22 protein-coding genes and 1 tRNA gene are annotated in these 25812 nt (G+C 42.9%); 18 read left to right on the top strand and 5 right to left on the bottom strand.

The window, feature by feature from the left end:
• The first annotated feature begins 46 nt into the window (after positions 1-46).
• The 9 genes from bamD to BROSI_RS11515 all read left to right on the top strand — a co-directional run bounded on the left by bamD (position 47) and on the right by BROSI_RS11515 (position 10293).
• Positions 47-922, top strand: a complete 876-nt coding sequence (gene bamD, locus BROSI_RS11555; protein WP_052563952.1) for an outer membrane protein assembly factor BamD — start codon at positions 47-49, stop codon at positions 920-922.
• A gap of 62 nt (positions 923-984) precedes the next feature.
• Positions 985-1611: an LptE family protein gene (locus tag BROSI_RS11550; RefSeq protein WP_052563951.1), complete on the top strand. Its 627-nt coding sequence runs from the start codon at positions 985-987 to the stop codon at positions 1609-1611.
• A 272-nt stretch (positions 1612-1883) separates the two neighbouring features.
• On the top strand, positions 1884-2669 hold the full coding sequence (gene folP, locus BROSI_RS11545) for a dihydropteroate synthase (RefSeq protein WP_052563950.1): 786 nt from the start codon (positions 1884-1886) through the stop codon (positions 2667-2669).
• Complete coding sequence (gene cdaA, locus BROSI_RS11540; protein WP_052563949.1) at positions 2663-3481, top strand: diadenylate cyclase CdaA; 819 nt, start codon at positions 2663-2665, stop codon at positions 3479-3481. Before folP ends, cdaA begins: the two co-directional genes overlap by 7 nt.
• Complete coding sequence (locus BROSI_RS11535; protein WP_052563948.1) at positions 3478-4482, top strand: CdaR family protein; 1005 nt, start codon at positions 3478-3480, stop codon at positions 4480-4482. Before cdaA ends, BROSI_RS11535 begins: the two co-directional genes overlap by 4 nt.
• A complete protein-coding gene (locus BROSI_RS11530; protein WP_052563947.1) occupies positions 4479-5225 on the top strand; it encodes a pyridoxine 5'-phosphate synthase in 747 nt (248 codons plus the stop codon). Before BROSI_RS11535 ends, BROSI_RS11530 begins: the two co-directional genes overlap by 4 nt.
• A 204-nt stretch (positions 5226-5429) precedes the next feature.
• Positions 5430-6008: a TetR/AcrR family transcriptional regulator gene (locus tag BROSI_RS11525; RefSeq protein WP_082059375.1), complete on the top strand. Its 579-nt coding sequence runs from the start codon at positions 5430-5432 to the stop codon at positions 6006-6008.
• Between the two features lie 89 nt (positions 6009-6097).
• Positions 6098-7144 (top strand): efflux RND transporter periplasmic adaptor subunit, encoded by a 1047-nt coding sequence (locus tag BROSI_RS11520; RefSeq protein ID WP_230400680.1) that lies wholly within the window; start codon positions 6098-6100, stop codon positions 7142-7144.
• On the top strand, positions 7141-10293 hold the full coding sequence (locus BROSI_RS11515; protein WP_082059185.1) for an efflux RND transporter permease subunit: 3153 nt from the start codon (positions 7141-7143) through the stop codon (positions 10291-10293). Before BROSI_RS11520 ends, BROSI_RS11515 begins: the two co-directional genes overlap by 4 nt.
• A gap of 170 nt (positions 10294-10463) precedes the next feature.
• On the opposite strand, the gene BROSI_RS11510 is transcribed toward BROSI_RS11515, so the two are convergent.
• The gene (locus tag BROSI_RS11510) at positions 10464-11036 is read right to left on the bottom strand and encodes a peptidylprolyl isomerase (protein WP_082059184.1); all 573 of its coding nucleotides are present in this window, start codon (positions 11034-11036) and stop codon (positions 10464-10466) included.
• A 253-nt stretch (positions 11037-11289) separates the two neighbouring features.
• A tRNA-Met gene (locus BROSI_RS11505) sits at positions 11290-11365 on the bottom strand.
• Positions 11366-11938: 573 nt separating this feature from the next.
• Between BROSI_RS11505 and polA the strand changes: the two genes are divergently transcribed.
• The 5 genes from polA (at position 11939) to BROSI_RS11480 (ending at position 19374) form a co-directional block, all read left to right on the top strand.
• Entirely contained in the window at positions 11939-14605 is a 2667-nt protein-coding gene (polA, locus tag BROSI_RS11500; RefSeq protein ID WP_052563943.1) for a DNA polymerase I, read from the top strand.
• Positions 14602-15213 (top strand): dephospho-CoA kinase, encoded by a 612-nt coding sequence (gene coaE, locus BROSI_RS11495; protein WP_052563942.1) that lies wholly within the window; start codon positions 14602-14604, stop codon positions 15211-15213. Before polA ends, coaE begins: the two co-directional genes overlap by 4 nt.
• 26 nt (positions 15214-15239) lie before the next feature.
• On the top strand, positions 15240-16574 hold the full coding sequence (gene rho, locus BROSI_RS11490) for a transcription termination factor Rho (RefSeq protein WP_052563941.1): 1335 nt from the start codon (positions 15240-15242) through the stop codon (positions 16572-16574).
• A 13-nt stretch (positions 16575-16587) separates the two neighbouring features.
• Positions 16588-17832: a glucose-1-phosphate adenylyltransferase gene (gene glgC / locus BROSI_RS11485; RefSeq protein WP_320408754.1), complete on the top strand. Its 1245-nt coding sequence runs from the start codon at positions 16588-16590 to the stop codon at positions 17830-17832.
• Between the two features lie 192 nt (positions 17833-18024).
• Positions 18025-19374 carry an MATE family efflux transporter gene (locus tag BROSI_RS11480; protein ID WP_052563939.1) on the top strand — a complete coding sequence of 450 codons (1350 nt, stop codon included), beginning with the start codon at positions 18025-18027 and terminating at the stop codon, positions 19372-19374.
• A gap of 317 nt (positions 19375-19691) precedes the next feature.
• Here the strand turns inward: BROSI_RS11480 and BROSI_RS20540 are convergent, their stop codons facing one another.
• From BROSI_RS20540 to BROSI_RS11465, 3 genes are all read right to left on the bottom strand, one after another.
• On the bottom strand, positions 19692-21266 hold the full coding sequence (locus BROSI_RS20540; protein ID WP_200891738.1) for a hypothetical protein: 1575 nt from the start codon (positions 21264-21266) through the stop codon (positions 19692-19694).
• A 553-nt stretch (positions 21267-21819) separates the two neighbouring features.
• A complete protein-coding gene (locus BROSI_RS11470) occupies positions 21820-22134 on the bottom strand; it encodes a hypothetical protein (protein ID WP_052563938.1) in 315 nt (104 codons plus the stop codon).
• Between the two features lie 143 nt (positions 22135-22277).
• Entirely contained in the window at positions 22278-22748 is a 471-nt protein-coding gene (locus BROSI_RS11465) for a cytochrome c (RefSeq protein WP_052563937.1), read from the bottom strand.
• Positions 22749-23414: 666 nt separating this feature from the next.
• Between BROSI_RS11465 and BROSI_RS11455 the strand changes: the two genes are divergently transcribed.
• From BROSI_RS11455 to BROSI_RS11445, 4 genes are all read left to right on the top strand, one after another.
• Complete coding sequence (locus BROSI_RS11455) at positions 23415-24635, top strand: IS4 family transposase (protein ID WP_052563935.1); 1221 nt, start codon at positions 23415-23417, stop codon at positions 24633-24635.
• Between the two features lie 278 nt (positions 24636-24913).
• A complete protein-coding gene (locus BROSI_RS20535; RefSeq protein WP_082059374.1) occupies positions 24914-25066 on the top strand; it encodes an ATP-binding cassette domain-containing protein in 153 nt (50 codons plus the stop codon).
• The gene (locus tag BROSI_RS21410) at positions 25066-25257 is read left to right on the top strand and encodes an AAA family ATPase (RefSeq protein WP_200891813.1); all 192 of its coding nucleotides are present in this window, start codon (positions 25066-25068) and stop codon (positions 25255-25257) included. Before BROSI_RS20535 ends, BROSI_RS21410 begins: the two co-directional genes overlap by 1 nt.
• Positions 25218-25757, top strand: a complete 540-nt coding sequence (locus BROSI_RS11445) for an ABC transporter permease (protein ID WP_052563933.1) — start codon at positions 25218-25220, stop codon at positions 25755-25757. Before BROSI_RS21410 ends, BROSI_RS11445 begins: the two co-directional genes overlap by 40 nt.
• The last annotated feature ends 55 nt before the right edge of the window (positions 25758-25812 follow it).

Raw genomic sequence — 25812 nt, 5'->3', positions numbered from 1 at the left:
CATGATAAAATTACAATATCTTTTTCTCGCAGGGATCATATTCTGTATGACGGCGACTTCTTCCTATGGAAAATGGGTGTGGAATAAGGAGACGGGCTGGATGGAATCCCCTTCCACTGCAATTTCAACATTGGATCAACGTTACAAATATGCCCTTTCCCTTCTGGTAGAACAAAAGTACACCATTGCAGTAAAAGAATTTGAATCGATTATTAGTACCGCTCCTGATTCTGAATATGCGGAAGCTTCTCAGATAAATATTGGATGGGCCTATTTTCTCAACAGTGATTACAAAAGGGCGTTGAAGGCCTACGAGAAGGTCTTACAAAAATATCCGGGGACAAAAAGGACAGAGGAAATACTCAGAAGGGAGTATCAGGTCGGCGTTGCACAGATGGACACCAATGAGGAAGCGGCAATCGGTGTTTTTGAAAAGATTATAGAAAAGCATCATTTAGGACCTATTGCCTCTGATGCACAAGTAAAAATAGCGGATTGTTACTTTAAACTCGGCCAATATGAAGAAGCCCTTGACGCTTATGAGAAGTTTTTGGAAAATTATCCAAAGAGTGAATGGGTTCCTTACGTACAATACCAGATACCGCTTTCAAAAGTTCATCATGAGAAGCAACAAGAACGCAATTATGGTCTCCTGATTTCTGCCCGGGAAGGTTTTGAAGAATATTTAGTCTCAAATCCACAGGGTATCCATGCAGAGGACGCGAAAAGAATAATTGAAGAAATAAGGATTATTGAGGCGGAAAGGGAATTTAACATTGGAGAGTTTTATCTGAGAGTGAAAAAACCTGCTTCGGCTGCCATGTATTTTGAATATGTTAAGGCCGATTTTCCTGATACAATCTGGGCAGAGAGGGCTAATGAAAAGATTGAATTCCTGAGAATGATTGAGGCAATAAAATAGGAAAACCGGTACATTTTGCCAAAAATGTCAGAATATTTTTACTAAGCGAATTGCCAGGCCATATGCTGAAATACAAATACAGAGCGCAGGACGGCGTCAACCAAAAGACCCCTCTCTGTTCTCCCTTTGTAAGGGAGAACAGGGGGGGAAATGAAAAAGTTTTCTCGAAAAAGAAGTTTTTACCGGGTAATACTATAACGTCTTTTGCCTCTGTCGCTTTGTTACTGCTTTTTACTGTTTTTATCGGAAGTTGCGGCTATTCTTCAAAATCGTTGCTCCGTTCCAATGTCCGGAGTATCTATATCCCGATTTTTGATAATAATACCTTTCGGAGAGGGTATGAGTTTGACCTTACCAAGGCCGTCCGTGACCAGATATTGCTCAGAACGCGTCTTGACATTGTTGATAAGGATGAGGCTGATTCCATCTTGTTTGGGAAGATCACGGGTGTTGATGAGAACGTCTTAATTGAAGACAGGGAAGATAACATCGTTGAAAGCCGGGTTACGGTGACAATCGAAATTCGATGGGTAGACAAGAGGACAGGAAGAACCATTGTTGAGCGGAGAAACATCAAAAGACCTACGGAATTTATCGTTCGCAGAAATGAAACACTTACTTCTTCCGGTAATGAGGCATTTGTAAAAGTTGCCCAAAGTATTGTGGATGCTATGGAAGAGGACTGGTAATACACTGAGATGGTTGTGCTGGAAACCTGAGCGGATGGTGTAACCATCTGCAAAAATGATGCGGCAGGCAGTACGCTAAAGGCATCTGGCGGTGGAAATTGTTATTGCATCTCTCCCTGGTAACGGCCACCTCCTTATCTTTAATTTCAATGAATACGAATCTATACGAATACGAACAAAAAAACGAGGATATTACTGATAATTTCAATAGAGAGTTTTTCGATGTGCCGTCTCTACGTGGCATATTACATCTCGGTAGGAAAACATATGTCATGGGAATCCTGAATGTAACTCCGGACTCATTTTATGACGGTGAAAGATATAACACACGGGAAAATGCCATTGATCATGCGCTCGAAATGGTGGAGGAAGGGGCAGATATTATTGACGTTGGTGGTGAATCTACGAGACCCGGCGCATATCCCGTATCGGAGGCCGAAGAAATACAGAGGGTTATTCCTGTGATAAAGTTGTTATCAAAACAGATACGGAAACCAATTTCCATTGATACCTATAAGGCAAAGGTTGCTGAAAAAGCGATTGATGCAGGGGCATCGATTATCAATGACATCGGCGGGTTGCTTATGGATAGGAAGATGGCAAAAGTCGCCGCAGAGACAAAAGCGCCTGTTATCATTATGCATAAAAAAGGCACACCCAGAACGATGCAAAAATATCCCATACGGAAAAATGTATTGCCGGAAATATTATCTTCTCTGAGAAAGTCCGTTTCCATTGCACTCGATGCAGGGGTGGAGGAAGAGAAAATTATTTTAGATCCCGGTATCGGTTTTGGTAAAACCTTACAACAGAATCTGGTGATACTGAAAAGATTGCAAGATCTCAAAAGCATGGGCTTTCCCATCTTAATCGGTACGTCACGAAAAAGGTTTATCGGTACTATTTTAAAACTTCCTGTTCAGGAAAGTTTGTATGGGACGCTTGCAACTCTTGCCATCGCAGTCATGAATGGCGCGCACATTGTAAGAGTTCATGATGTGCGCGAAGCTGTCCACGTTGTAACGATGTGTGACGCAATCAGGAATAGTTCATGTTAGAAAGTATAGCTGATTTATTCAACAATATAAATGTCTGGATGATAGGGAGGTCTCTGGGTGAGATATTTCTTATCTATACGGTGGTATATGTTGTTTTACGAATCATGCAGGGTACCAGCGGGACGAGCATTCTGAGAGGTCTGGCATTCATTATCGTTTTGATCTCCATTGGCGTACTGTTTTTTGTGCGAAAATTGCAACTCTACACAATCGATTGGTTAATGACAGAGTTTGTCCCCGTATTTATCATTCCCATTATTATTCTCTTTCAACCTGAATTCCGGCGTGCACTGTTAAAACTCGGTCAAAATCCCGTTTTCCGCATGTTTTCAAAGTCTGAATATCAGGTGACTAATGAAATTATAAAGGCTGTTGAAATTTTATCCAGAAATAAAATTGGCGCGCTCATTGCTCTTGAAAGAGAAATTGGCCTGGATAATTTCGTGGAAACGGGAACGAAGTTGAATGCGAATGTATCGAGCGAATTGCTCAATGCCATATTTTGGCCTGGTTCGCCCTTACATGACGGGGCTGTTATCATTCAAGAGCAGAAGATAAGCGCTGCGGGCTGTTTGCTCCCGCTTACTGAAAAGACGGAACTATCAAAGAGCCTTGGCACGCGCCATAGGGCGGGTATTGGACTTACGGAAGAAACCGATGCTATGGTTATCATTGTATCAGAAGAAACTGGTACGATTTCTACCGGGTTTAAAGGGGTGTTGAATCGGAATGTCGATGAAAAAGGATTGAAAAAGGTTCTCGATGAACTATCCACAGAAAGATTTGGAGTTGCAAGGAGCGCCCACGTTTGATCAAAGAGATATTTACCGGCAATATCCCTACAAAACTTATGGCACTGGTTATGGCAGTTGCCCTTTGGTTATACGCTATCAACCGGCATACCGGTGATTTGACGGAGGTGGTTGGCCTGACTGTTTCTGTCCCTGAAGGCATCACCGTACTGGAACAAAACTTTGAGGAGATTACCATACATCTGCGAGGCCCGCAAAATGTGATTGACACGGTTGAAGATATGATAAAAGATCGGAAAATTTTGGCGAGATATACTGTGCGGGAATCTCCGAATATGATTGAAGACCAAGTCAAACAAACGATCTCCATCAGAAGAGAAAACCTGGATCTGCCAAGCGCCGTTAAATTGGTTTCCGTCTATCCTGATAAGGTCGATATCGTGCTCGGTAAATTACAAAAGAAAAGGTTAAAAGTCAGTTTGCAAAAGAAAGGCGAACCGGCAATCGGATATGCTGTCGCAAATGAATTCGTATTTCCGGGTGAAGTGGAGGTAACAGGTCCCTTAAACGCCTTAAAAGAGGCCTCTTTTATTCATACGGTTCCTATTGACATTGGTGGAATTACCGGAGAGCAAAACCGTACGTTTCCCTGGAGGATTGAAATAGACCAGAAGGTGATAATTAAGCGAGGCGATAAAACCATTTCAGTGCCGGTCGTATGCAATGAGGATGTACGGGTATGGTTACAGATTGTGGAGCAGCAAGATACAAGATTGTTTGAGAAAATGAAGATCAAGATAATAGGACCTGCGGAGTATCCTTACACAATTAAGCTGCAGGATGAATTTGCCAATGTGAGGATAAAAGGTCCCAAGCTTTTATTAGATAAATTGAATGCTGAAGATATTGTATTATATATTGACGTTACTTCATTAAAACCACCGGGACCCTATAAACAACCGGTCAAAAGCATTCTACCCAAAAACGTTGAACTTGTCGATAAATTACCGGAAGTACACCTGGACATTCGGGAAACCATACGTTCTGCGGAGGTAAAATGATAAAGCTGGGAGTAAATATAGACCATGTTGCCACAATACGGCAGGCAAGAAAGACATTCGAACCAGACCCGGTTACGGCGGCATCTCTGGCAATTCTTGGAGGCGCTGATATTATTACCGTTCATCTGAGAGAGGATCGAAGGCATATCCAGGACCGTGACGTGAGATTGCTTCGGGGAACAGTGTTTACCAAGCTGAATCTTGAGATGTCCATTGCACGGGAGATTGTAGACATTGCAATTGAAACGAAACCGGAGCAGGTAACCCTTGTACCTGAAAAAAGGCAGGAGGTTACAACTGAAGGGGGATTGGATGTTGTTTCTCATAAAAAGGTACTTGTGGATATCGTTAAAAGATTCAGAGATGCTGGCATCTGCGTTAGTTTTTTTATCGATCCGGAGGAAGATCAGATATCTGCATCAAAGGATGTTGGGGCACAGTATATTGAATTGCATACGGGAAATTATGCCCATGCTAGAGATGATATTTCTAAAAGTAAAACGATCGGGAAACTTCAGAGCGGTATGGAGGTTGCTCAAAAATTGGGATTGCGGGTAAATGCGGGACATGGGCTGACGTATCAGAATGTTGGATTACTCGTGGAATCCATGGACGTCGAAGAATTGCATATTGGGCACAGCATTGTGTCGCGAGCGGTCTTTGTAGGAATCCAGAAGGCCGTTTCAGAGATGAAGGAATTGATTTTCAGGCATGAACTGGCAAGAAAAGCCTTAGACCAATAGAGAAAAGGAAAGAAGCCTCAGATTTTACAGATTACGCAGATAAAATCACAGCCTCTTTATAAGATTTCATGAAATGCCGGCACAAGACGTGAAGAACTGAGGTTTTATCGTATAGTTAAAGAGACAGAATTTTCTATTGATAAGAAAATTTTTAAGACTATTATGTATGTAAGTAATAACTTACATACTTATAAAACGGGCATTATGAAAACAAAGGATAAAATCCTGGAGACGGGGCTGAAACTCTTTTCGAAAAAGGGCTATCTTGGCGCAACCACAAAAGAAATTGCAAGGACGGCCGGTATTGCTGAAATCACCCTGTTCAGGCATTTTCCTTCAAAGGAAAAACTCTTTGAGGAGGTAATCAATACCCATTCTTTTCTGCCGGCTCTCAGAGGACTCCTTCCGGAGATCGCCGGATTACCATATGAAGAAGGATTACGGGTAATTTCCAAAAGGTTTCTGGACTCTCTCACGGAGAGAAAAGACTTAATACGGATTATGCATTCAGAAATACACCGCTATACCGAGAAAATCCATAGGATTTATCATTCCATTATTGATGAAATATTGAAGACCCTTGCATCCTACTTTGCTGAAATGCAAAAGAAGGGAATCCTGAGAACTTTTGATACAGAATTAGGGGCAAGGGCATTCCTTGGAATGTTCTTTTCCTATTTCGATGCCGAGAATTTTTTGTTACTGAAAAAATACCGGCGTACTGATACTGACGCGATCATCAGAGAATTCGTCGTAATCTTTATCAAAGGAACCGTGAAATGACTTTTTTTCTCATTATAAGACGCAGTTTTATCCTGGGAATCGTAATCCTCACAATTTCTTGTTCTCCCGGATCAAAGGAGAAACATGCAATGCCCACCAGCCTACCGGTTACCGTGGCAGTCGCTGAACAAAACGACGTCCCCATTCAAATACGCACCATTGGAAACGTGGAGGCCTATTCTACGGTATTGGTCAAGACACGGGTCGAAGGAGAACTGTCGCACGTCTATTTCAAAGAGGGGCAAGAGGTGAAAAAAGGTGATCTCCTGTTCATGATTGATTCCCGTCCTTTTAAGGCATTGCTCAGGCAATTTGAAGCCAATCTGGCAAGAGATACAGCTCAGATGAAAAAGGCAGAGGCAGATGTCCGTCGTTACGAAGAGTTGTTAAAAAGTGGCGTGGTTTCTAAGCAGGAATACGACCAATATCGTACCAATTTTGAGGCGCTTAGTGCGACTGTAAGAGCTGATGAGGCCGCTGTAGTAAATGCCAAACTTCAGCTTGGATACTGTCATATCCGTTCCCCCATAAACGGACGTATCGGAAGGATCGAGGTTAACCAGGGCAACATTGTTAAAGACATTGATACCATACTGGTAACGATTAATCAGACGAAACCGATATACGTCACCTTTTTTTTGCCTGAACAGGAACTATCAGAAGTCAGGCGACACATGGCCCAGAAAGATTTGAAAGTAGAGGCTATTGTTCCCAACGATGAAATGAATCCCGCCGCTGGGAAACTGACCTTCATAAACAACGAGGTAAATAAATCGACAGGAACCATTCTGCTGAAAGCGCTCTTTGCCAATGAAGATGAATCTCTTTGGCCGAGGCAGTTTGTTAACGTGGCATTAACTCTCACGATACAATATGACGCAGTAGTAATTCCTTCGCGGGCGATCCAGATAGGACAAGAAGGCCATTATGTCTTCGTCGTCAGATCCGACTTTACCGTAGAATCCCGTCCAGTTGTTTTAGGAAATCGTTTTCATCAGGAAACGGTCATCACAAAGGGACTCCGACCCGGAGAAAAAGTAGTAATTGATGGTCAATTTCAGCTTGCCCATGGGAGTAAAGTGGAAATTAAAAATAACACAGAACCCTTGGCACAAAACGGAGGCATGGATCGGTGAGCATCTCAGGATCCTTTATTCGTCGCCCTGTCATGACAACCCTCGTTATGATCGGGATACTTCTCTTTGGTATTGCAGGGTACAGATTCCTGCCGGTAAGCGACCTTCCCAGCGTTGACTTTCCCACGCTTCTGGTAAGCGCCAGCCTTCCTGGCGCCAGTCCTGAAACCATGTCTTCATCTGTCGCGACTCCCCTGGAACGGCAGTTTTCAACTATTGAAGGATTAGACTCCATGACTTCCACCAGTTCTTTGGGCTCCACTCAGATCACACTTCAGTTTAGCCTGAACCGGAATATTGATGCGGCAGCTCAGGACGTACAGACTGCCATTACCCAAGCCACGCCGTTTCTTCCTCAGGATATGCCCCAACCTCCAACCTACAAGAAGGTAAACCCTGCTGACCAGCCTATCTTGTATATTGCCCTGACTTCCCGGACACTACCTCTCTGGGAACTGCACGATTATGCGGACACCATGATGGCGCAGCGTATCTCCATGACCAGCGGGGTTTCTCAGGTACAGATTTACGGACCGCAGAAGTACGCCGTTCGCGTTCAGCTTGACCCCCATGCCCTTGCCAGTAGGGGTATTGGAATCGATACAGTAGAAGAGGCGCTGCACAATGCAAATGTAAATCTGCCCACAGGAACCCTGCAGGGAACCCACGAGGCATTTACCATCCTTGCTACCGGACAATTATTTAAAGCCAGCGACTACCGTTCCGTTATTGTAACTTATCGTGACGGTTCACCAGTACATCTTGAAGAACTGGGAAGGATCGTTGACAGCGTTGAAAATGATAAAGCCGCTGCCTGGTACATGGACCAAAACGGAAGCCAGCGGGCTGTCGTACTGGCAGTTCAGCGCCAGCCGGGAACAAATGCAGTCGAAGTGGCGGGCGCCGTCAAAAAACTCCTGCCCGTCTTCCAATCGCATCTTCCACCTTCGGCCGAAATGCATATTCTCTATGACCGCTCTGAATCAATCCAGAAATCGATCCATGAAGTCAAATTTACCATGATCCTGACTTTGGTCCTGGTTGTTATGACCATACTACTTTTCCTGCGCAATTTTTCCGCCACGATGATTCCCAGTCTGGCGCTTCCACTATCCATCGTGGGTACCTTTGCAGTGATGTATCTGATGAATTACAGCATGGACAACCTCTCTCTCATGGCCTTGATTCTTGCAATAGGATTCGTGGTGGACGATGCCATTGTCATCCTTGAAAACATCGTCCGTCATATGGAGATGGGAGAAAAGCCACTTCAGGCGGCGCTCAAAGGGTCCGGGGAAATCAGTTTTACTATTTTATCCATGACACTTTCACTCGCAGCCGTCTTTATTCCCGTGCTGTTTATGGGAGGTGTTGTCGGACGATTATTCCGGGAATTTGCCGTTACAATCTGTGTGGCAATCCTGATATCGGGTTTTGTCTCTCTCAGTCTCACGCCTATGCTTTGCAGTCGTTTCTTACGTCCACCATCTGAGAAGAAACACGGACGTCTTTACATGATTATTGAAAATTTCTTTAATACTATGCTTAAAGTTTATGACCGGAGTCTCAGGCTGGCTTTACAGTATCGTCTGACCACAATGGCAGCTTCCGGCGTCATCCTTTTGGCTACGGGATATCTTTTTGCAACAATTCCCAAAGGATTCCTTCCAAACGAGGATCAGGGAACGATTTTCACCATTACAGAAGCGCAAGAGGGAACCTCTTTCGATAAGATGGTACAACTCCAGCAGGCCGTGGCAGATATAGTCCACGAAGATCCAAATGTTAAGTGCTTTTATTCGAGTGTTGGTAGTTCCGGCGCTGCAGCCAGTCCCAACCAGGGCGTCTTGTTTATCCATTTAAAACCACGACCCGGACGCCGTCTGAGTTCTGTACAGGTAATTGAGGAATTGCGTCAAAAGCTCGCCACGATTCCGGGTATCAGAATTTTCATGCAAGACCCTCCTGAAATTCGTATCGGGGGGCGACTGACAAAAAGCCTGTATCAATTTACCTTACAAAGTCCGGATATTGAAGAATTGTATCACTATGCCCCAATCCTCGAAGCTGAAATGCAGAATCTGCCGATATTGCAGGATGTAACTAGTGATCTGCAGGTCAGGAATCCGCAGATAAACGTCGTAATTCACCGGGATAAGGCTTCAACACTTGGAGTAACAGCGAGACAAATTGAAAGTGCGCTCTACAGCGCCTATGGCAACCGATGGGTCTCAACAATCTATGCATCCAATGACCAATATAAGGTCATTATGGAATTAGACCCGCAGTATCAAATAAATCAGGATGCCCTGCGTATGCTTTATGTAAACTCATCGAATGGGCTCCCAGTTCCTTTATATGCGGTAGCAACACTGACTGAGAATCTAGGCCCACAGACAATTAACCATATGGGACAGTTCCCTGCCGTCACGATTTCATTTAACCTCAGACCCGGGGTTTCCCTAAGCGAGGCCGTTACCTCGGTTAACGAACTTGCACTCAGGACCTTGCCCCTTGCCATCAATACCAGTTTTCAGGGAACAGCCCAGGAGTTTCAATCGTCGATAGAGGGTCTGGGAATGTTATTAGGTATGGCCATTCTGGTCATTTATATTGTACTGGGAATACTTTATGAAAGCTTCATCCACCCAATAACCATCCTGTCGGGACTTCCTTCTGCTGGTTTAGGTGCACTTTTAACCCTTTTCATCTTCCGTATGGATTTGGATGTCTACGCCTTTGTGGGTCTTATCATGTTAATAGGGATCGTCAAAAAAAACGCCATTATGCAGATCGATTTTGCCCTGGAAGCACAAAGAGACGAGGGCAAGAACCCTTTAGAAGCAATATATGAGGGGTGTCTGATCCGGTTCCGCCCCATCATGATGACCACCATGGCAGCTCTCATGGGCGCTTTACCGATAGCCCTTGGCTTTGGCGCAGGGGCAGAGGCGCGCCGTCCCCTGGGTCTTGTCATGGTAGGCGGTCTGCTTTTTTCACAGATTGTCACCCTTTACCTCACCCCTGTTTTTTACACCTACATGGACACCTTTCAGGAAAAAATTCGAAAAATATTTCAGCTATCCTCAGGGAAGGAGATGACAGGACAACAGCCAGGAGAGATGGTGAAGGTTTCAGAATACCATTGAAAAGATAGAAAGGCATATCATGAATGGTAAAGAGGGTATTTCTCAGCCTGTTATTCCTCATGCGATTTAACCAGGTACGGCTACGGTACAACTTGCACATACACGCGTAGTTTATAACAAATTATAAACCAATACCTGAATCTTACAGAGATATCCCTTTTTACGTAAACTTATTCCTCCGTCATTGCCTTTTCAATAACGACAGGAGAAGTGGGGACATCCTGAAATCCAGACTTGGTTGCGGTAGACAGGTTTTCGATAGTATCCACCACATTCATACCCTTCACGACTTTACCAAATACGCAATAGCCCCAGCCGCTGGTAGTTTTCCCTTTGTGGTCAAGGAAGGCGTTGTCCACGGTGTTAATGAAGAATTGAGCTGTGGCGGAGTGGGGATCCATGGTGCGAGCCATAGCCACCGTACCGCGGCGGTTTTCGAGCCCATTATCAGCCTCATTGGTTATCGGTGCACGTGTAGATTTCTCCCGCATATTACCAGTTAAGCCTCCACCCTGTATCATAAACCCTTTTATCACCCGATGAAAGATGGTGCCATCATAAAATCCATCCTTGACATAGCGGAGAAAATTCTCCGCCGTCTTTGGAGCTGCCTTTGCATCAAGCTCCAGGATAATAATACCTTTATTGGTTTCCAGCCGAATACGGGGATTTTGCGAATTCGCCCAGGCAGATTGCACGACACAAAATAGGGCGATGATAAGTATAACTAAGGTTTTTTTCAAAGTAATCCTCCATTATGTTTTATGCAAAATTCTTAACGAAGCAACGCCGTAACCACATTAACCTTTTTTACACCCTTACAAACGGTGATTGAGGTAAAGCGAACGCAAGTTTGCTTTACAGCATATTATGGAAAAACTTTCTAAAAAAGGAAGCAAGTATCTACGGCTATACAAATGAGGATATCCCCATGTTAATGAATTTGCGTTCAAGAAAATGCCCCCCCGGAGTATCGGGCTTTGGACTACCTGATTTTGGTAGCGGTGGAGGGAATTGAACCCCCGACGCGCGGCTTATGAGTCCGCTGCTCTACCAACTGAGCTACACCGCCACCCGTTTCAAGTATTTTCGAAATGAACTATTCAAGAATGGGAACTTAAGACAACTTTCGTTCTTTAAAGTCATTAAAAGAATCTTTATCAATGGACAAAGGATAACACCTCCCGCAAATATTTTCAAGGAATATTCCTGAAATATACTGCGGATTCTGAATCCCGATATAAATCGGGCGAAATCCTGCGAGTTTTGCACCAAACACAGACAAGATAAAATTTATTATTTAGCTTGACAATAATTTTCAACGATGTTACTATTTATAAAAATTATCCATAATAATTTTTTGGTTAATGATAGGTTATCCAGCCTAAAGTTAGCATAGTGGTAAGCTAATCTTTCCTAAGTTTGTTCTGGTATTTTCCAACATTTTTAAATAACAGTTTCAGCATCTTTATTGCAGAGTTATAATATCTTGATTTTCTCCAGTTTTAAGAACATAAATTATAAATAAATTTTACGGTATATCTCCGCAACCTGTCTTGCCTAACAATTGCCTGTCTCTGTTACTGATGCTCCTGAGCAAATCACTGGTTTGATGGTACGCAAGGCTTTACATCGCTAACCGAGAATGTCAGAGCGATTCTTTATCATCGATGGTCATTCACACTGTTACCAGGCTTTTTATGCCATCACGGCAAGACTTACAACGCCCGATGGAAAACCAGCAAATGCAGTATACGGATTCACGAGGATGCTGCAAAAGCTGCTCAGGGAGCATCGGCCGGAATACATAGTTGTGGTTTTCGATACTAAATGGATTACCCACAGACATTATAATTACCGTGAGTATAAGGCAAACCGTAAACCGACACCTGATGAATTACAGGTACAAATTCCTCTGATTTACAAAGTTGTCAGGGCGCATAACATTCCCGTTTACGCAGCCAAGGGATATGAAGCAGATGATGTAATTAGTACCCTGGTAAAATTACTATCCGACAAACCTGTCGAAATTGTCATAGTAACCTCAGATAAAGATATGGAACAATTATTAAGTCCATGTGTAAAAATATTGAATGCAAAGAAAGGTTTGATGATTGATCGGGAAGTCCTTTTCAAAGAAAAAGGCATACGGCCAGAGCAGGTAGTGGACGTCCTTGCCCTCTCAGGAGATGCCTCAGACAATGTGCCTGGAGTGCCGGGCATTGGCGACAAAACAGCGCTGGAGCTTATCCGGAAATGGGGTTCGCTGGCGTCCGTTCTTGCCAATATCAACAACATTAGTGGAAAGAAGAGGCAAGAAAATTTAAGGGTATTTGCAGACCAGGCCAGGCTTTCTGAGAAACTCCTGAAGCTTTACAATAACATCCCTATACCGTTTGATATGAATGCCTGCAAGATAAATGATACCAAAAATACAGAATTAAAAAAACTATTCAGGAAATTAGGATTTAATACCCTTCTTACGGATATGGTTGCAACGGCGAAGACCGAAGAAACCCGATACCACCTTATAAATACGGTCGAAAAATTTCATGAATTCCTTGACCAATTAAAGGAACAAAGGGTATTTGCCATAGATTTAGAAACGACCGGCACCGAACCCCTCAAAGCAGAGATCGTGGGTATTTCTTTTTCCTGGCAGGAAAGAGAAGCGTATTACATACCTTTGATGGCACCGGAAGGAACAGAACATTTAAATAAAAATATAGTATTTCCAAAAATCCGACTCATTTTAGAAGATGAAAGCGTCAAGAAAATTGGGCAAAATATTAAATACGACCTCCTCGTACTCAGAAACAATACTATTCTCTTACAGGGAATTGCATTTGATACCATGATTGCTTCCTATCTTCTTAATCCAATAAAAAGGAACCATAATCTGGACGATATCGCCTTTGAATATCTATCATATAAAACAATAACCATATCAGAGTTGATAGGATCCGGAAAAGAACAAATTACAATGGATCGGGTAGATGTTGCTAAGGTCTGTCAATACGCCTGTCAGGATGCGGATATTACATTTCGTTTAGCAAGTAACATGGAATCCCGTCTCAAAGAAGAAGAATTGTTACCTTTACTTCATAATGTAGAGATTCCCTTAATTTACGTCCTGGCTGAAATGGAATGGAATGGGATATGTCTGGACGCCCCTGTTTTAAAGGAGATGTCCTGCAATTTGACCGGAAAATTACAACAGCTTGAAAAGGAAATCTATACCTCAGCCGGACATGAGTTTAATATCAGTTCTCCGAAACAGCTGAGTGATGTCCTTTTTGAAAAACTCGAATTGCCACAGTTAAGGCGTACCAAGACAGGGTTATCGACAGATGCAAACGTGCTGACGACCCTTGCCTGGCAACACACCCTCCCCAGGTTAGTACTTGAATACCGACAGCTTACAAAATTAAAGAATACGTACGTCGATGCCTTGCCGGATATGATAAACCCAAACACCGGTCGTGTGCATACCTCATTTAATCAGACAGTAACAGCTACAGGACGTCTCAGCAGCAGCGAACCGAATCTTCAGAATATTCCGATCCGGACAGATGCTGGAAAGCAAATCCGCCGTGCCTTTGTCCCTTCTCAGAAGGACACGGTATTTTTATCGGCGGATTACTCGCAAATCGAGTTACGCATCCTCGCACATTTTTCCAAGGATGCGGCTTTGATGACGGCATTTCATCAGGACAAAGACATCCATTCGGCTGTTGCTTCTGCTATTTATGGTGTTCCCCTGGAACACGTAACTCCGGAAATGAGACGCAATGCAAAGGCGGTCAATTTTGGAATAGTTTACGGACTGAGTGAATTTGGGCTTTCCAGAGATACTGGACTATCTCTGGAAGAGGCGCGGGAGTTCATCAATGCCTATTTTGGTTTATATCAGGGTGTAAAAAGATTTAGAGACAATGTCATAGGAGAAGCGAGGGCGTGTGGTTACGTAAAGACATTGTTTAACAGAAAACGGTCTATACCTGATCTTCATTCCACAGACAAAAAACGCAGAAACCTGTCGGAACGCATCGCAGTCAATACGATTATTCAAGGTTCTGCTGCCGATTTGATAAAGATTGCCATGAATAAAATCCACGCACGGTTGAAAAATATTGAATACGAGGCAAAGATGTTGCTTCAAATACACGATGAATTACTCTTTGAGGTAAAAGAAAATACTTTAGAACCGACACGTTCCATGGTGCAGGCGGAAATGGTTCATGCGGTTACCCTGAACGTTCCAATCAAGGTAAACGTAAAGATCGGGAAAAACTGGATGGAAGCAGAGTGAGCACGAGACCAAAGATCATTGGCATAACAGGCGGCATATCAAGCGGAAAAAGTACGGTTGCCCGTATGCTTGCCTCGCTGGGAGCGGAGATTATCGATGCCGACGAGATATGCCATAGGCTCATCCAGGCAAAAGAGGTGAAAGAGAAAATCATCAAAAGGTTCGGCATAACCATACAAGACAACTATGGGAAGATCGACCGTTCCCGGCTTTCGGAGATTGTATTTCAGGACAAGACCTGTTTAGACGACCTTTGCAACATCTTACACCCGATTGTCATCGAACAGATACGATCCAGGATCACCGAGATAGAAAAACGGGGACGTAGGAAAGCCATGGTGATTGATGCAGCGCTATTGGAGGAATCCGATCTTTCATTGATATGTGATTTTATTGTTTTTGTAAACACGGGGAAAGATCACAGAGTAAGCCGAAGTAAAATTTGCAGGCATTGGCAGGATGATGAATTGGAAAGAAGGGAGCGTTTCCAAATGACTTTGGAAGATAAGAGAAAAAAGGCAGATTATGTTGTTGATAACAACTTTACGGAAGATAACACTTTCAGACAGATAAGAGAATTCTGGCAACTGTATATAGAAAATAATTAATTTTAAAATTCTAGGAGGAAATATTTATGGCAGTAACAAACGGTAAAAAAGAACCTGTGGTTGTAGATCAGGAAACAAATGAAAAGTACGAAGAAATCAAACGAGGTGAGATGCATATTACAGAATTGCAAAAAATGACCATTAAGGAATTGCAGGAAACCGCAAAAAGAGAAGGTATTAAAGAATATACCGGACTGAAGAAACAAGACCTGATTTTCAAAATTCTAAAAGAAAGGGTCAATCAGAATGGGCTTATGTACGGAGAAGGTGTTGTAGAGGTACTTCCGGAAGGATTTGGCTTCTTACGGTCACCGGATTATAATTATTTACCTTGTCCGGATGACATCTACATCTCCCCCTCTCAGATCCGTAGATTTGGCATCCGGACAGGTGCAGTAGTATCCGGGCAAATCAGGCCCCCAAAGGATACGGAGAGGTATTTTGCCTTACTGCGGGTAGAGGCTATTAATTTTGAAAATCCGGAGATTATGGGTGAAAAGATTGTCTTTGACGACCTGACTCCTTTGCATCCCCACGAAAGACTCTTTTTAGAAAAAAGCTCAACAGAGCTGGAAACAAGGATTATGGACCTGGTTACCCCTATTGGAAAAGGCCAAAGAGGTTTAATCGTAGCGCCCCCGCGAACGGGTAAAACCGTGCTGCTACAAAAAATCGCCAATAGTATTACCAAGAATCATCCTGAAGTATATTTGATTGTCCTTTTAATCGACGAAAGACCAGAGGAAGTAACCGATATGGACCGGTCTGTTGAAGCCGAGGTCATTGGCTCCACATTCGATGAACCTGCAAGCCGGCATATCCAGGTGGCTGAAATGGTGATTGAAAAGGCAAAGCGAATGGTAGAATACGGCAGAGACGTCGTCATTTTACTCGATTCTATTACCAGATTGGCAAGGGCATACAACACCGAAGTTCCTCATAGCGGAAAGATCCTTTCCGGCGGTGTGGATGCCAGTGCACTCCAAAAACCGAAAAGGTTTTTTGGCGCAGCAAGAAATATTGAAGAAGGCGGCAGTCTTACAATCATTGCAACGGCATTGATTGATACCGGAAGCAGGATGGACGAAGTCATCTTTGAGGAGTTTAAAGGCACAGGCAACATGGAACTCCATCTGGACAGAAAATTAGCAGATCGCAGATTATTCCCGGCCATTGACATTACCCGTTCCGGTACACGGAAAGAAGAGTTAATTGTAAATCCAGAGGAGATTAAACGCATGTGGATGCTTCGAAAGGTACTCAACGAAATGAACCCCACAGAGGCTATGGAATTGCTCAAAAACAGACTGGCAAAGACAAAGACCAATGCAGAATTCCTTATGACAATGAACATCACATAATTATTTTTTCAATATATCCAATCTTTTTATACATGAAATGTCCAGAAAAGTACTTGTGATGTTACTGGCAGGGGGGCAGGGCGAACGACTCTATCCCCTGACAAGAGACAGAGCAAAACCGGCAGTCCCTTTCGGTGGTATTTATCGTATTATTGATTTTCCCTTGAGTAGCTGTCTTAACTCCGGCTTGAAGAAGATTTGCGTATTAACGCAGTACAAATCCTATTCCCTGGATAGACATCTAAGAATTGGGTGGAATATAAATAATTATGAATTAGGCGAGTTTATAGAAGGTATACCACCACAAAAGAGAACAAGTGATTTGTGGTACCAGGGTACATCTGACGCCGTATATCAAAATATCTATGTGTTGGAAAGAGAACGACCAGAAAAGGTTTTGATCTTAGCAGGTGACCACATTTATAAAATGGATTACCGTGAATTGATAGAATTTCACGAATCGAAGAAAGCGGACGTCACGGTGCCCTGTATTGAAGTGCCATTAAACGAGGCGAATCGTTTTGGGAACGTAAGTATAAATAACGATCAAAAAATTGTGGATTTTGTGGAAAAACCGGATCATCCACAATCAATGCCCTCAAATCCCAACATAGCGCTGGTGTCTATGGGAATTTATCTGTTCAATACAGAGGTATTGGTAAAACGGGTAATCGAAGATGCCAAAAAAGATACCAGCCATGATTTCGGGAAAAACGTTATTCCCTCGATGATTCATGAAGGCCGTTTGTTTGCATATATATTTAATGATAAAAACAATAAGGCCGTTAAATATTGGAGAGATATAGGAACGCTTGATGCATACTGGGATGCGAATATGGACCTTATCCAGATAGACCCTATCTTTAATCTGTACGACACGTCCTGGCCGATTCGTACGTATCATAAACAGTTTCCTCCCGCAAAGACTGTATTTTCAGAATTATTTCCCGGTGGAAAATGCGGTACAGTCCTGAATTCTCTGGTTTCCAATGGTTGTATTGTCAGTGGCGCCCATGTGGAGAGGTCGGTTATTTCACCAAATGTGAGGATCGAAAATCATTCCGAAGTCTACGATTCAATTATCATGGAGGGAGTGAGGGTCGGTAAAAATGTCAAAATTCGAAATACTATCATTGATAAATTTGTAATAGTCCCGGATGGAAAACAAATCGGATATAATCCGGAAGAAGATGCCAGGCAGTTTACCATTACTGAAAAAGGCATTATCGTAGTTCCCAAGATGTTACCTTTGCTCTAAATATGGTCAAAAGATCAATTGGAAAAACTGAACATTTCTGCGACTTTTTTGGCTATCGTGATGGTATAGGAATTTTTATTTTATTTAAGCAGGTTTACGGCGGTTATACTCCTTCACACAATTCACAAAAGTATCCCTTGTGATAACTCATTACCACACCTGTTATTTTTTACAAAAGAACCGATAATTTCCATGCGTCTGCTCGACCTCACAGAAAAAAATCTTAATAAAAATATTTTTAAGCTCTGCATCCCGGTAGCCATTGAAAATGTCCTACATATGAGTGTGTTTATCTCAGACACGATTATGGTAGGACGCCTGGGGACAGATGCCATTGCTGCTGTAGGCCTGGCAGGTACCCTCTTTTTTATTATCTCCATGATCTTCTCTTCACTCAATGTCGGCTCGGCCAGTATTGTTGCAAGACACATCGGGGCAAAGGAAAAAGATCAAGCACAGATAGTCGGAGCGCAGACAATCCTTATGTCCCTCATTATGGGTATAGTTGCTACACCATTTTTACTATTTTTTGCAAAGGAAATTTTGGTTCTCATGAGCGCAGAGCCCAACGTTGCGGAACTTGGCACGGGTTATCTCCAGATTGTTGGAGGGTTCCTGGTATTTCGCCTCGTTATCCTTGCATGCAGCGGCGTCCTGCGTGGATCTGGCGATACGAAGACGCCGATGAAGGTGACACTTATTATCAATTGCATCAACATCCTGTTTAACTGGTTGTTAATCTTTGGCATAGGACCTTTTCCTAAATTGGGTGTTTCCGGAGTGGCATGGGCAACAGCTCTTGCGTACACTGTCGGAATATGCCTACTATTAACAAAACTCTTTGCAGGAAAGTGTATCTTACATATCCGTATACGCCATTTAGCTCAGATACATATCGAATCCTTACAAAGGATCTTTCGTATCTCTATCCCTGCAACCATTGATGCCTTCTTAACACAGATGGGATTTCTGTTCTTTACCAAAATTGTTACTATTCTTGGAACAGTATCACTGGCAGCACACCAGATTGCCGTTCGTATCGAGTCGATCTCCTTCATGCCGGGATTCGCCCTGGCGGTGTCAACTGCTACTTTGGTAGGACAAAGTCTTGGTGCAAAGAATGTAGACCTGGCATTGCTCAGCATGAAACGCAGTTGCTATTTTGCCCTTGGCTTAATGGGATTTTTCGCCTTAATCTTTCTTCTGTTCCCTGAACAAATGGCCATGATTTTTAAACCGGATTCCAGGGTACTTTCGCTGGCCGTGGCATGTATAATGATCGCCGCCATCGAACAACCCGCTTTAGCTGTATATATGGTCTATGCCGGCGGTCTCCGTGGTGCCGGTGATACTATAAGTCCTATGATCATTACTATTGTAGGCACTTTATGCTTACATGTTCCAATGGCTTATTTGTTTGGTATCACACTTGGATGGGGATTAGCCGGTGTCTGGTTTGGAGCAGCGCTGGACTGGATTTGCCGTGCCATTGCAATATACATCCTGTACAAAAGAGGGAGATGGAGACGTGTTACCGTATAGTTATAGTCGACGACAAAAGGAAGTTGTCATTCCCCGTATCAGGTACGGGGAAAGCTCTGCGAAAACGGAAATCCAGTTTTCTACTCTATTTTTCTATTAATATGCTACTCCTAACGGAGCTTTTCATGGTATTTTTTTCAAAAAACTAAATTGATACTATACATAGCGACATGAGTCTACAACTGCCTGTCATTCCGGGCTTGACCCGGAATCCAGTATTTTTTCTGGATTCCCGCTTCCGGGGGGAATGACATATTCGTATCTGATTAATGAGGCTGTGTATAACAAGGGATACCTTGCTTTTCATTCGTTCGTGATTATCGGGTTATTCTGCGTGATGATAATTCATAGTCGGTTAAGAGGTCGTAGAACAGCTCTGGCTTTTTTTCTTTTAGCTCAATCATATAATCCAGAAATTTCTGGGTACCATCCCCTAAAACCTTTTTTACTTTTTCCATTAAGAAAGGATGTTTCTGCACTTCATAAATGAAAGATGTATCAGGGTTTTCCTGCTTAAACAATTTAACATCCTGAATGAAATGTAAAATGTAAATCATATCCTGGAAAAGAGTATCCATGCCATACGTGCTCGCCCGATCCATGAAGTCACGAAATACATGATAGGCCGAAACATACTCCCGAATTACCAATTCCATTGCGTCCAACGAAAAATATTCCAGGTGATCCGCATCGTCACGCATGTGCCTTAATTCTTCCAAACTTGCATTTTTGATTTTCGACATGGTAATTACCGGAAATTTTAATGAACTAAAATTGGTGATAAAAAGGTTACGCATCTCTGATCGATACAGGTAACTCTTTATGTACATCAATTGATTAAATTTTTCTGCCTTTTCTTTCCTTTCTAAAAGCCTTTCTATCAATAAAGCACCCAGCAATATTTCAAGTGGTATCGCTGCCACGTGCAACATAAACTCGATATGTGTCGCATAAAAAACATATAAAAAGAATGACGATGCGGTTATCAAAGAAATGTAGAGCCAGGCCTTTTTGGTAAATTTTGCCAGAGACAGTGTAAATTTTAATGAAAAGCCCTCCAGACGTCTGGACTGATTAACAGCGGTTTTCTTGTATACACTCAATAAACTCGTTTGCGTGGCAATGATCGACCTGAGCCTCTCGGTTTCGTCAAGCACGGTCTTCTCGTTTACGTAGATTTTTTTTGATACAAAGGGCAATACCGCTATCCTTGTATTCAGGGCAAGATATTTGAACATCTCTGCCGTATTCCGCGGAACCCTCGTTTTCGAAAATAGAACTACCGTAAACAAATTCCCCGTAGGTAACATACTGCCAAATCCCAACGCCGATTTAATTCCAAAAGGAATCACAAATTCATCCTGGGCCGGAATATGGGGGCTTCCCAGGGCATCGGGCACATGAAACACATTGAAAATCTTACTTTCCAGCTCAGTCTCAAGTGTAGGGCGAGGATGGAGCACCGTGTCAATATCTATCCCTAACTGATAAACCAATTGGGCGATCATCGGATGTTGGTCCACCGTTTGCTTATCTACCAGGGGAATAACCCGGTGTCCTTTAGAAAGCTTTTTTGAATTCCAGTCAGGTTGCGCCCCCACCGTTGCCAGGAGGACTACGCAACTCGTAGTCTTAGTCAAAGACAGTCCTCCCGGCATCTTGTTGGCTAATTGGCGCAATTCCTCGTCAAGACTTTCGTATGGATATGTCATGAAAAAGCGTACCAGTGCAGAGGACTTCTCACTTGTCCGCCTGTCAATAAGGTGGTCGTAGAAATAGCGAACCACAGAATCGGCCAGTTCCTCTAAGCTTTTCGATTTATACCCAAGATGTTCCAGTGCATCTCCGCATTGGGTCATGTCCTGGATGGTAAAATTTGTCAGATCATACATGGCTCTCTTTCCCGGTAATATTCACAAATACTCCACGTGAATCGACTATTTCGCCTCAATCCTTTTCTTCCTAACTTTATATAAAGTTATAAATTATTATAAAAAAAATTTCCAGTGAAGAATTGATCTTCACTGGAATGTTAAAATTTACTTATTATAAGGATTCCAATATCGAATATCGAACAAGGAATAATGAATGTCGAAGGATAAGAAAATATTTGACTTAAAGAACGCTTCATAGATTTTGCCGTAAGAATTTTTCGTATGGCAAAATCCTTGCCCAAAATCATGGCGGGAAAATATTGACGGGCAACTCATCCGCTGCTGTACATTATCCGTTCCCAATTATGGTGAAGCTCATAATTCGAAATTCCTTGTTCCTCCCCCTATGACCCTTGAGGAGGATAAAGGGGGAGGCGTTATTCAACCTGGGTGGATGAAGGAGGATTTGATATTGCGGGGAAAAGACAAAACAGATAAAATTCCCGTAATTTTATCTCTTTCTCTCTCACAATCTCGTCGACCCTAGCGATCTCTGCGTTCAGTTGAACTCTTACTTCTTTTCTAACTCTTTTTCCAATTTCTTTATCCTTTCTTCCAGGCAATCGACACATCTATTGCAATTACCAGGACACTCTTGATGTCCACATTTTTCGCACTTCTTCGCGGCTTCCTTTGCAGCCTTTCGCCTTGCTATGCACTCATCACATCTCCCGCAATCACCCGGGCATACATAATGCCCACAATCCCCACAACCGCGGTGTCCATGCCCATGGGCAAAAACCGTCTGATAAGGCAGGCCGGCGACCCCACCGGTAAATGCAATGGCAAGTACAATAGCAAGGGCTATAATAAATTTCTTACACATGAATATCTCCTTTCCACTCTAAGAATAAAATTCTGCAACATATTTCAAAACCTTAAAGGTGTATGCAGATTGTGTAATCATCTGCATGTGCCTTTGTACCCGATCAATCTCTACGATTGGAATCAATAATTTCCACTCGGTAGTTATTTCAAGTATTGCTTATGACATTCGAGACACGTCTTTTTTATCAAATCCGTAACGGCACTTAATGTAGCTCCCTCATCATTTGAATCCGCAGCTTTTTGAATTTCTTTCACCTGTGCATCCATCTTGTTCATATAAGAAGTAAAAACCTCTCTTCGTTTTTTGGTCTCCTCAGGATTCAAGACTTCTGCTTGCATAAACCATTGACCTCTCGGGAAAAAGTTATCGAGTATCTTTTTGCCCAAGTCGGGAAGGGCACCGGCCTCCTGCTTCACGTAATCCAAATTACCCTCTAATATCCCTTCGATCATGTTCGTTACCCTGTTTTCCATCTCGCTGGTAAGTCTCTTGATGGGTAAGTTAACACGCACTTGCTTGCCTTCTTCTGCCATGGTTACAGAATGAAAAACCATATTCGTCAGCCCCACTATTCCAGCAAGACCAAAACCTAAGAGAATGCCCTTCTTCATACATAATCCTCCTTTCAAAAAAGAAAAGTTATAGGATAATCATGTAATTATATGGAACCAAACTGCGCAAAACAAATTCCTTTGTGGTTAAATTTCGCAAATATCATATAATGTCTTACGACATAACAAATTAGACTCAGGAAAGGAAAAACGTGGGAATACTTATGCAACAAAATAAATCCAAGAAAATAGAATAATTTGTCTAAAGTCATTGACAAATTTTTTATCCCCTTATATTCTCAGTTAACAGTCGATGGGTCTGCTTCGCTTGACCCATCCTACTTCACTTTTTTACCCACCCCTTAAATCCCCTCCCTGGAGAGGACTAGGGGGTGGGTTCCCTCCAAGAGGGGACTTCTTAAATTCCCCTCTTGAGAGGGGCAAGGGCCAATACTGTTCGGCACGGTGTTTGAGAATATAAACATCTGAAGCCATCACCACAATCATCTCCAGTGAAAATATGTATGGTTTTTTCCAATCCACTCTATTCCCTATGACAAAAAGAATTCTTTAAACAGTACTTTTTTCCGTCTCTTAACTCACAGGAAAAAAGGGAAAATATTTTTGGTGTCATAAATTTTGAATTTTCATAAATTATTACTTATTATATAGTTACGACATAATTTGTGTTGCATTCCTCTCCTGCACGTGGTATTAATTACCCATATGAATGACACACGTGCTGATACTTTGATCAAACAAATAAACACGATACAAAGACTCTCTCTGCTCAAATCTTTCAAGCCTCTTCTCGAAAAACTCCACTCTTATGCAGATTGCCATAACAGAAAACTGCATTACGATCACTATGCGAGTCTCCTTTTACTCTATTTTTTCAATCCGACCTTCACTGGACTACGATCAATCCAACATGCCAGCACACTAAAGAATATCCAGGATAAGCTTGGTGTCAAACGTACCAGCCTCGGTAGTTTATCAGAAGCCAATCATGTCTTTGACCCACAACTCTTGACTCATATCATCAATGAACTCGCACATGATGTAAACCGACTTCCCTTCCAAGAGCGTTTCAATAACCTTGACATGACAATAGTCGCTGTCGATGGCACCTTGATAAAAGCCCTCCCAAAGATGCTCTGGGCATTGTGGATGGACGAAGACCACCGTGCCGCGAAGATGCACCTGGAATTCGATATCCTCAAAGGTATTCCTCTTGGAGCCCATGTTACCGATGCCAACAAGAGCGAAATCGCCCAGCTTGAGTCCATGTTATCGCCTGGCAAACTCTACTGCCTGGATGCCGGATATAGAAAGTACCGCTTCCTCAACACGATTCTCCAACGATCCAGTTCATTTCTTGTGCGACTTCATGATAATGCCTCTTATAAGCTTATCCAGGAACGTGCCCTGAGTGAAACTGACCGCAAAGCAGGAATTGAATTTGACAGGGTCGTTTGGCTTGGAAGCACAAACACGCGCAATGAGCTCTCAAGACCTGTCAGAATTATACAGCTTCGCTATCATGATGAACGAGCACTTTCAGGTTTCTCACGTAAATCTCGTCTTTCCAGCAAGAAAACATTCAGGACTCCATCGGTTGGCAAAACCTTGCTCATCGTTACTGACCTTATGGATTTGCCGGCAGAACTTATCGCGCTCATGTATCGGTATCGCTGGCAGATCGATCTCTTCTTCCGATGGTTTAAATGCGTTTTAGGATGTAAGCATCTCCTGGCGCACTCAGAAAATGGGATTACCATTCAAGTCTATTGTGCTTTGATTGCCAGTCTGCTGATCCGATTATGGACAGGTCGCAAGCCGACCAAACGCACCTTCGAAATGATCTGTCTATACTTTCAGGGTTGGGCTACTCTGGAGGAACTCATAGAACATATCGAAAAACTGAAATCCAAAGAACAAAAATAACAATAGCGGTATAGGGGACAGTGTCGCCTTTTGCCTCTCAAGGGAGAGGTACGTCTTCATTTTTCAAGGGCATTCCCAGCACTGACTCACCATTCCTTTTCTCTGCTCCTTCTCTGAAGAACTACTCTGTTATTTATACCACTTGATCACTTCTCAATCACCGTGCCGAACAGTATTGGGCAAGGGGTGTGTTTATTCATTGCTTAACGAAAAAAGAATTGAAATTCCTTGTAACATTTAAATCAGGCCTCTGGCAATTTTTTCCACTACGAAGACACATGGATGCAGTCATTGTAAGAGAACTTACAAAAAGTTATGATAGATTCCCGGCCCTTGATGGTATAAGTTTCTCAATAGAGAAAGACGAGATATTCGGACTCCTCGGACCTAATGGCGCCGGTAAAACAACGTTACACTTGCAGCATCGTTAATTCATGACCCGTCGGTATTATTCCTTGATGAGCCGACAACAGGACTCGATGTTATGAGTGCAAGGGCGCTAAGGGAAATAATACAATCCCTGAAAAATAAAGGGATCGCTATACTTCTCACTACACACTATATCGAGAAAGCAGACAGGTTATGCGAATGGAGGCGATCGTCATCACCTTCGAGAGGATGACCGGGGCATTGGAAAGGCTGATGCTCTATCCTGTGTCTGTGACGGTTATTCTCTCCGGGAAGATTGCCGGGGGCGCATTCTTCGGCATTACCATTACGACAGCAATGCTTATCGGTCTGTCTTTCATATTCCCTTTACAGATCACGAATCCTGTGGTATTCGTCTCATCTATGGTTATTTCATCCTTCACATTTTCAGCGCTTGGGGCATTTGTCTCTGTCACGGTAAAACAGGTTTTCGAGGCACAGACCCTTGCAAATCTTTTCAGATTTCCCATGATCTTTTTAAGCGGGGTATTTATCCCTGTATCCAATCTGCCGGCTACTGTCAAACCATTAGCTTACTTCATGCCCCTCACTTACAGCGTTGATTGCATAAAAACCTCTCTTGGCCATCAACCAGAAATATTTCGTCCTGTAGAAAGTCTGGCGGTTCTTTTGCTCTTTGCGCTCGTATTCCTCGGATTGTCTGCGTGGATATTGAAAGGCAGGATGTCGTGACCAAGAGGGAATTATCGAGTTAAACATCCAGCGCGGCAAAAGCCTCAGACCAATA

This window comes from Candidatus Brocadia sinica JPN1 (assembly GCF_000949635.1).
Taxonomy (GTDB): Bacteria; Planctomycetota; Brocadiia; order Brocadiales; family Brocadiaceae; genus Brocadia; species Brocadia sinica.
Note: the sequence above shows the minus strand (reverse complement) of the source record. Positions and strands in the feature narration are given on the sequence as shown.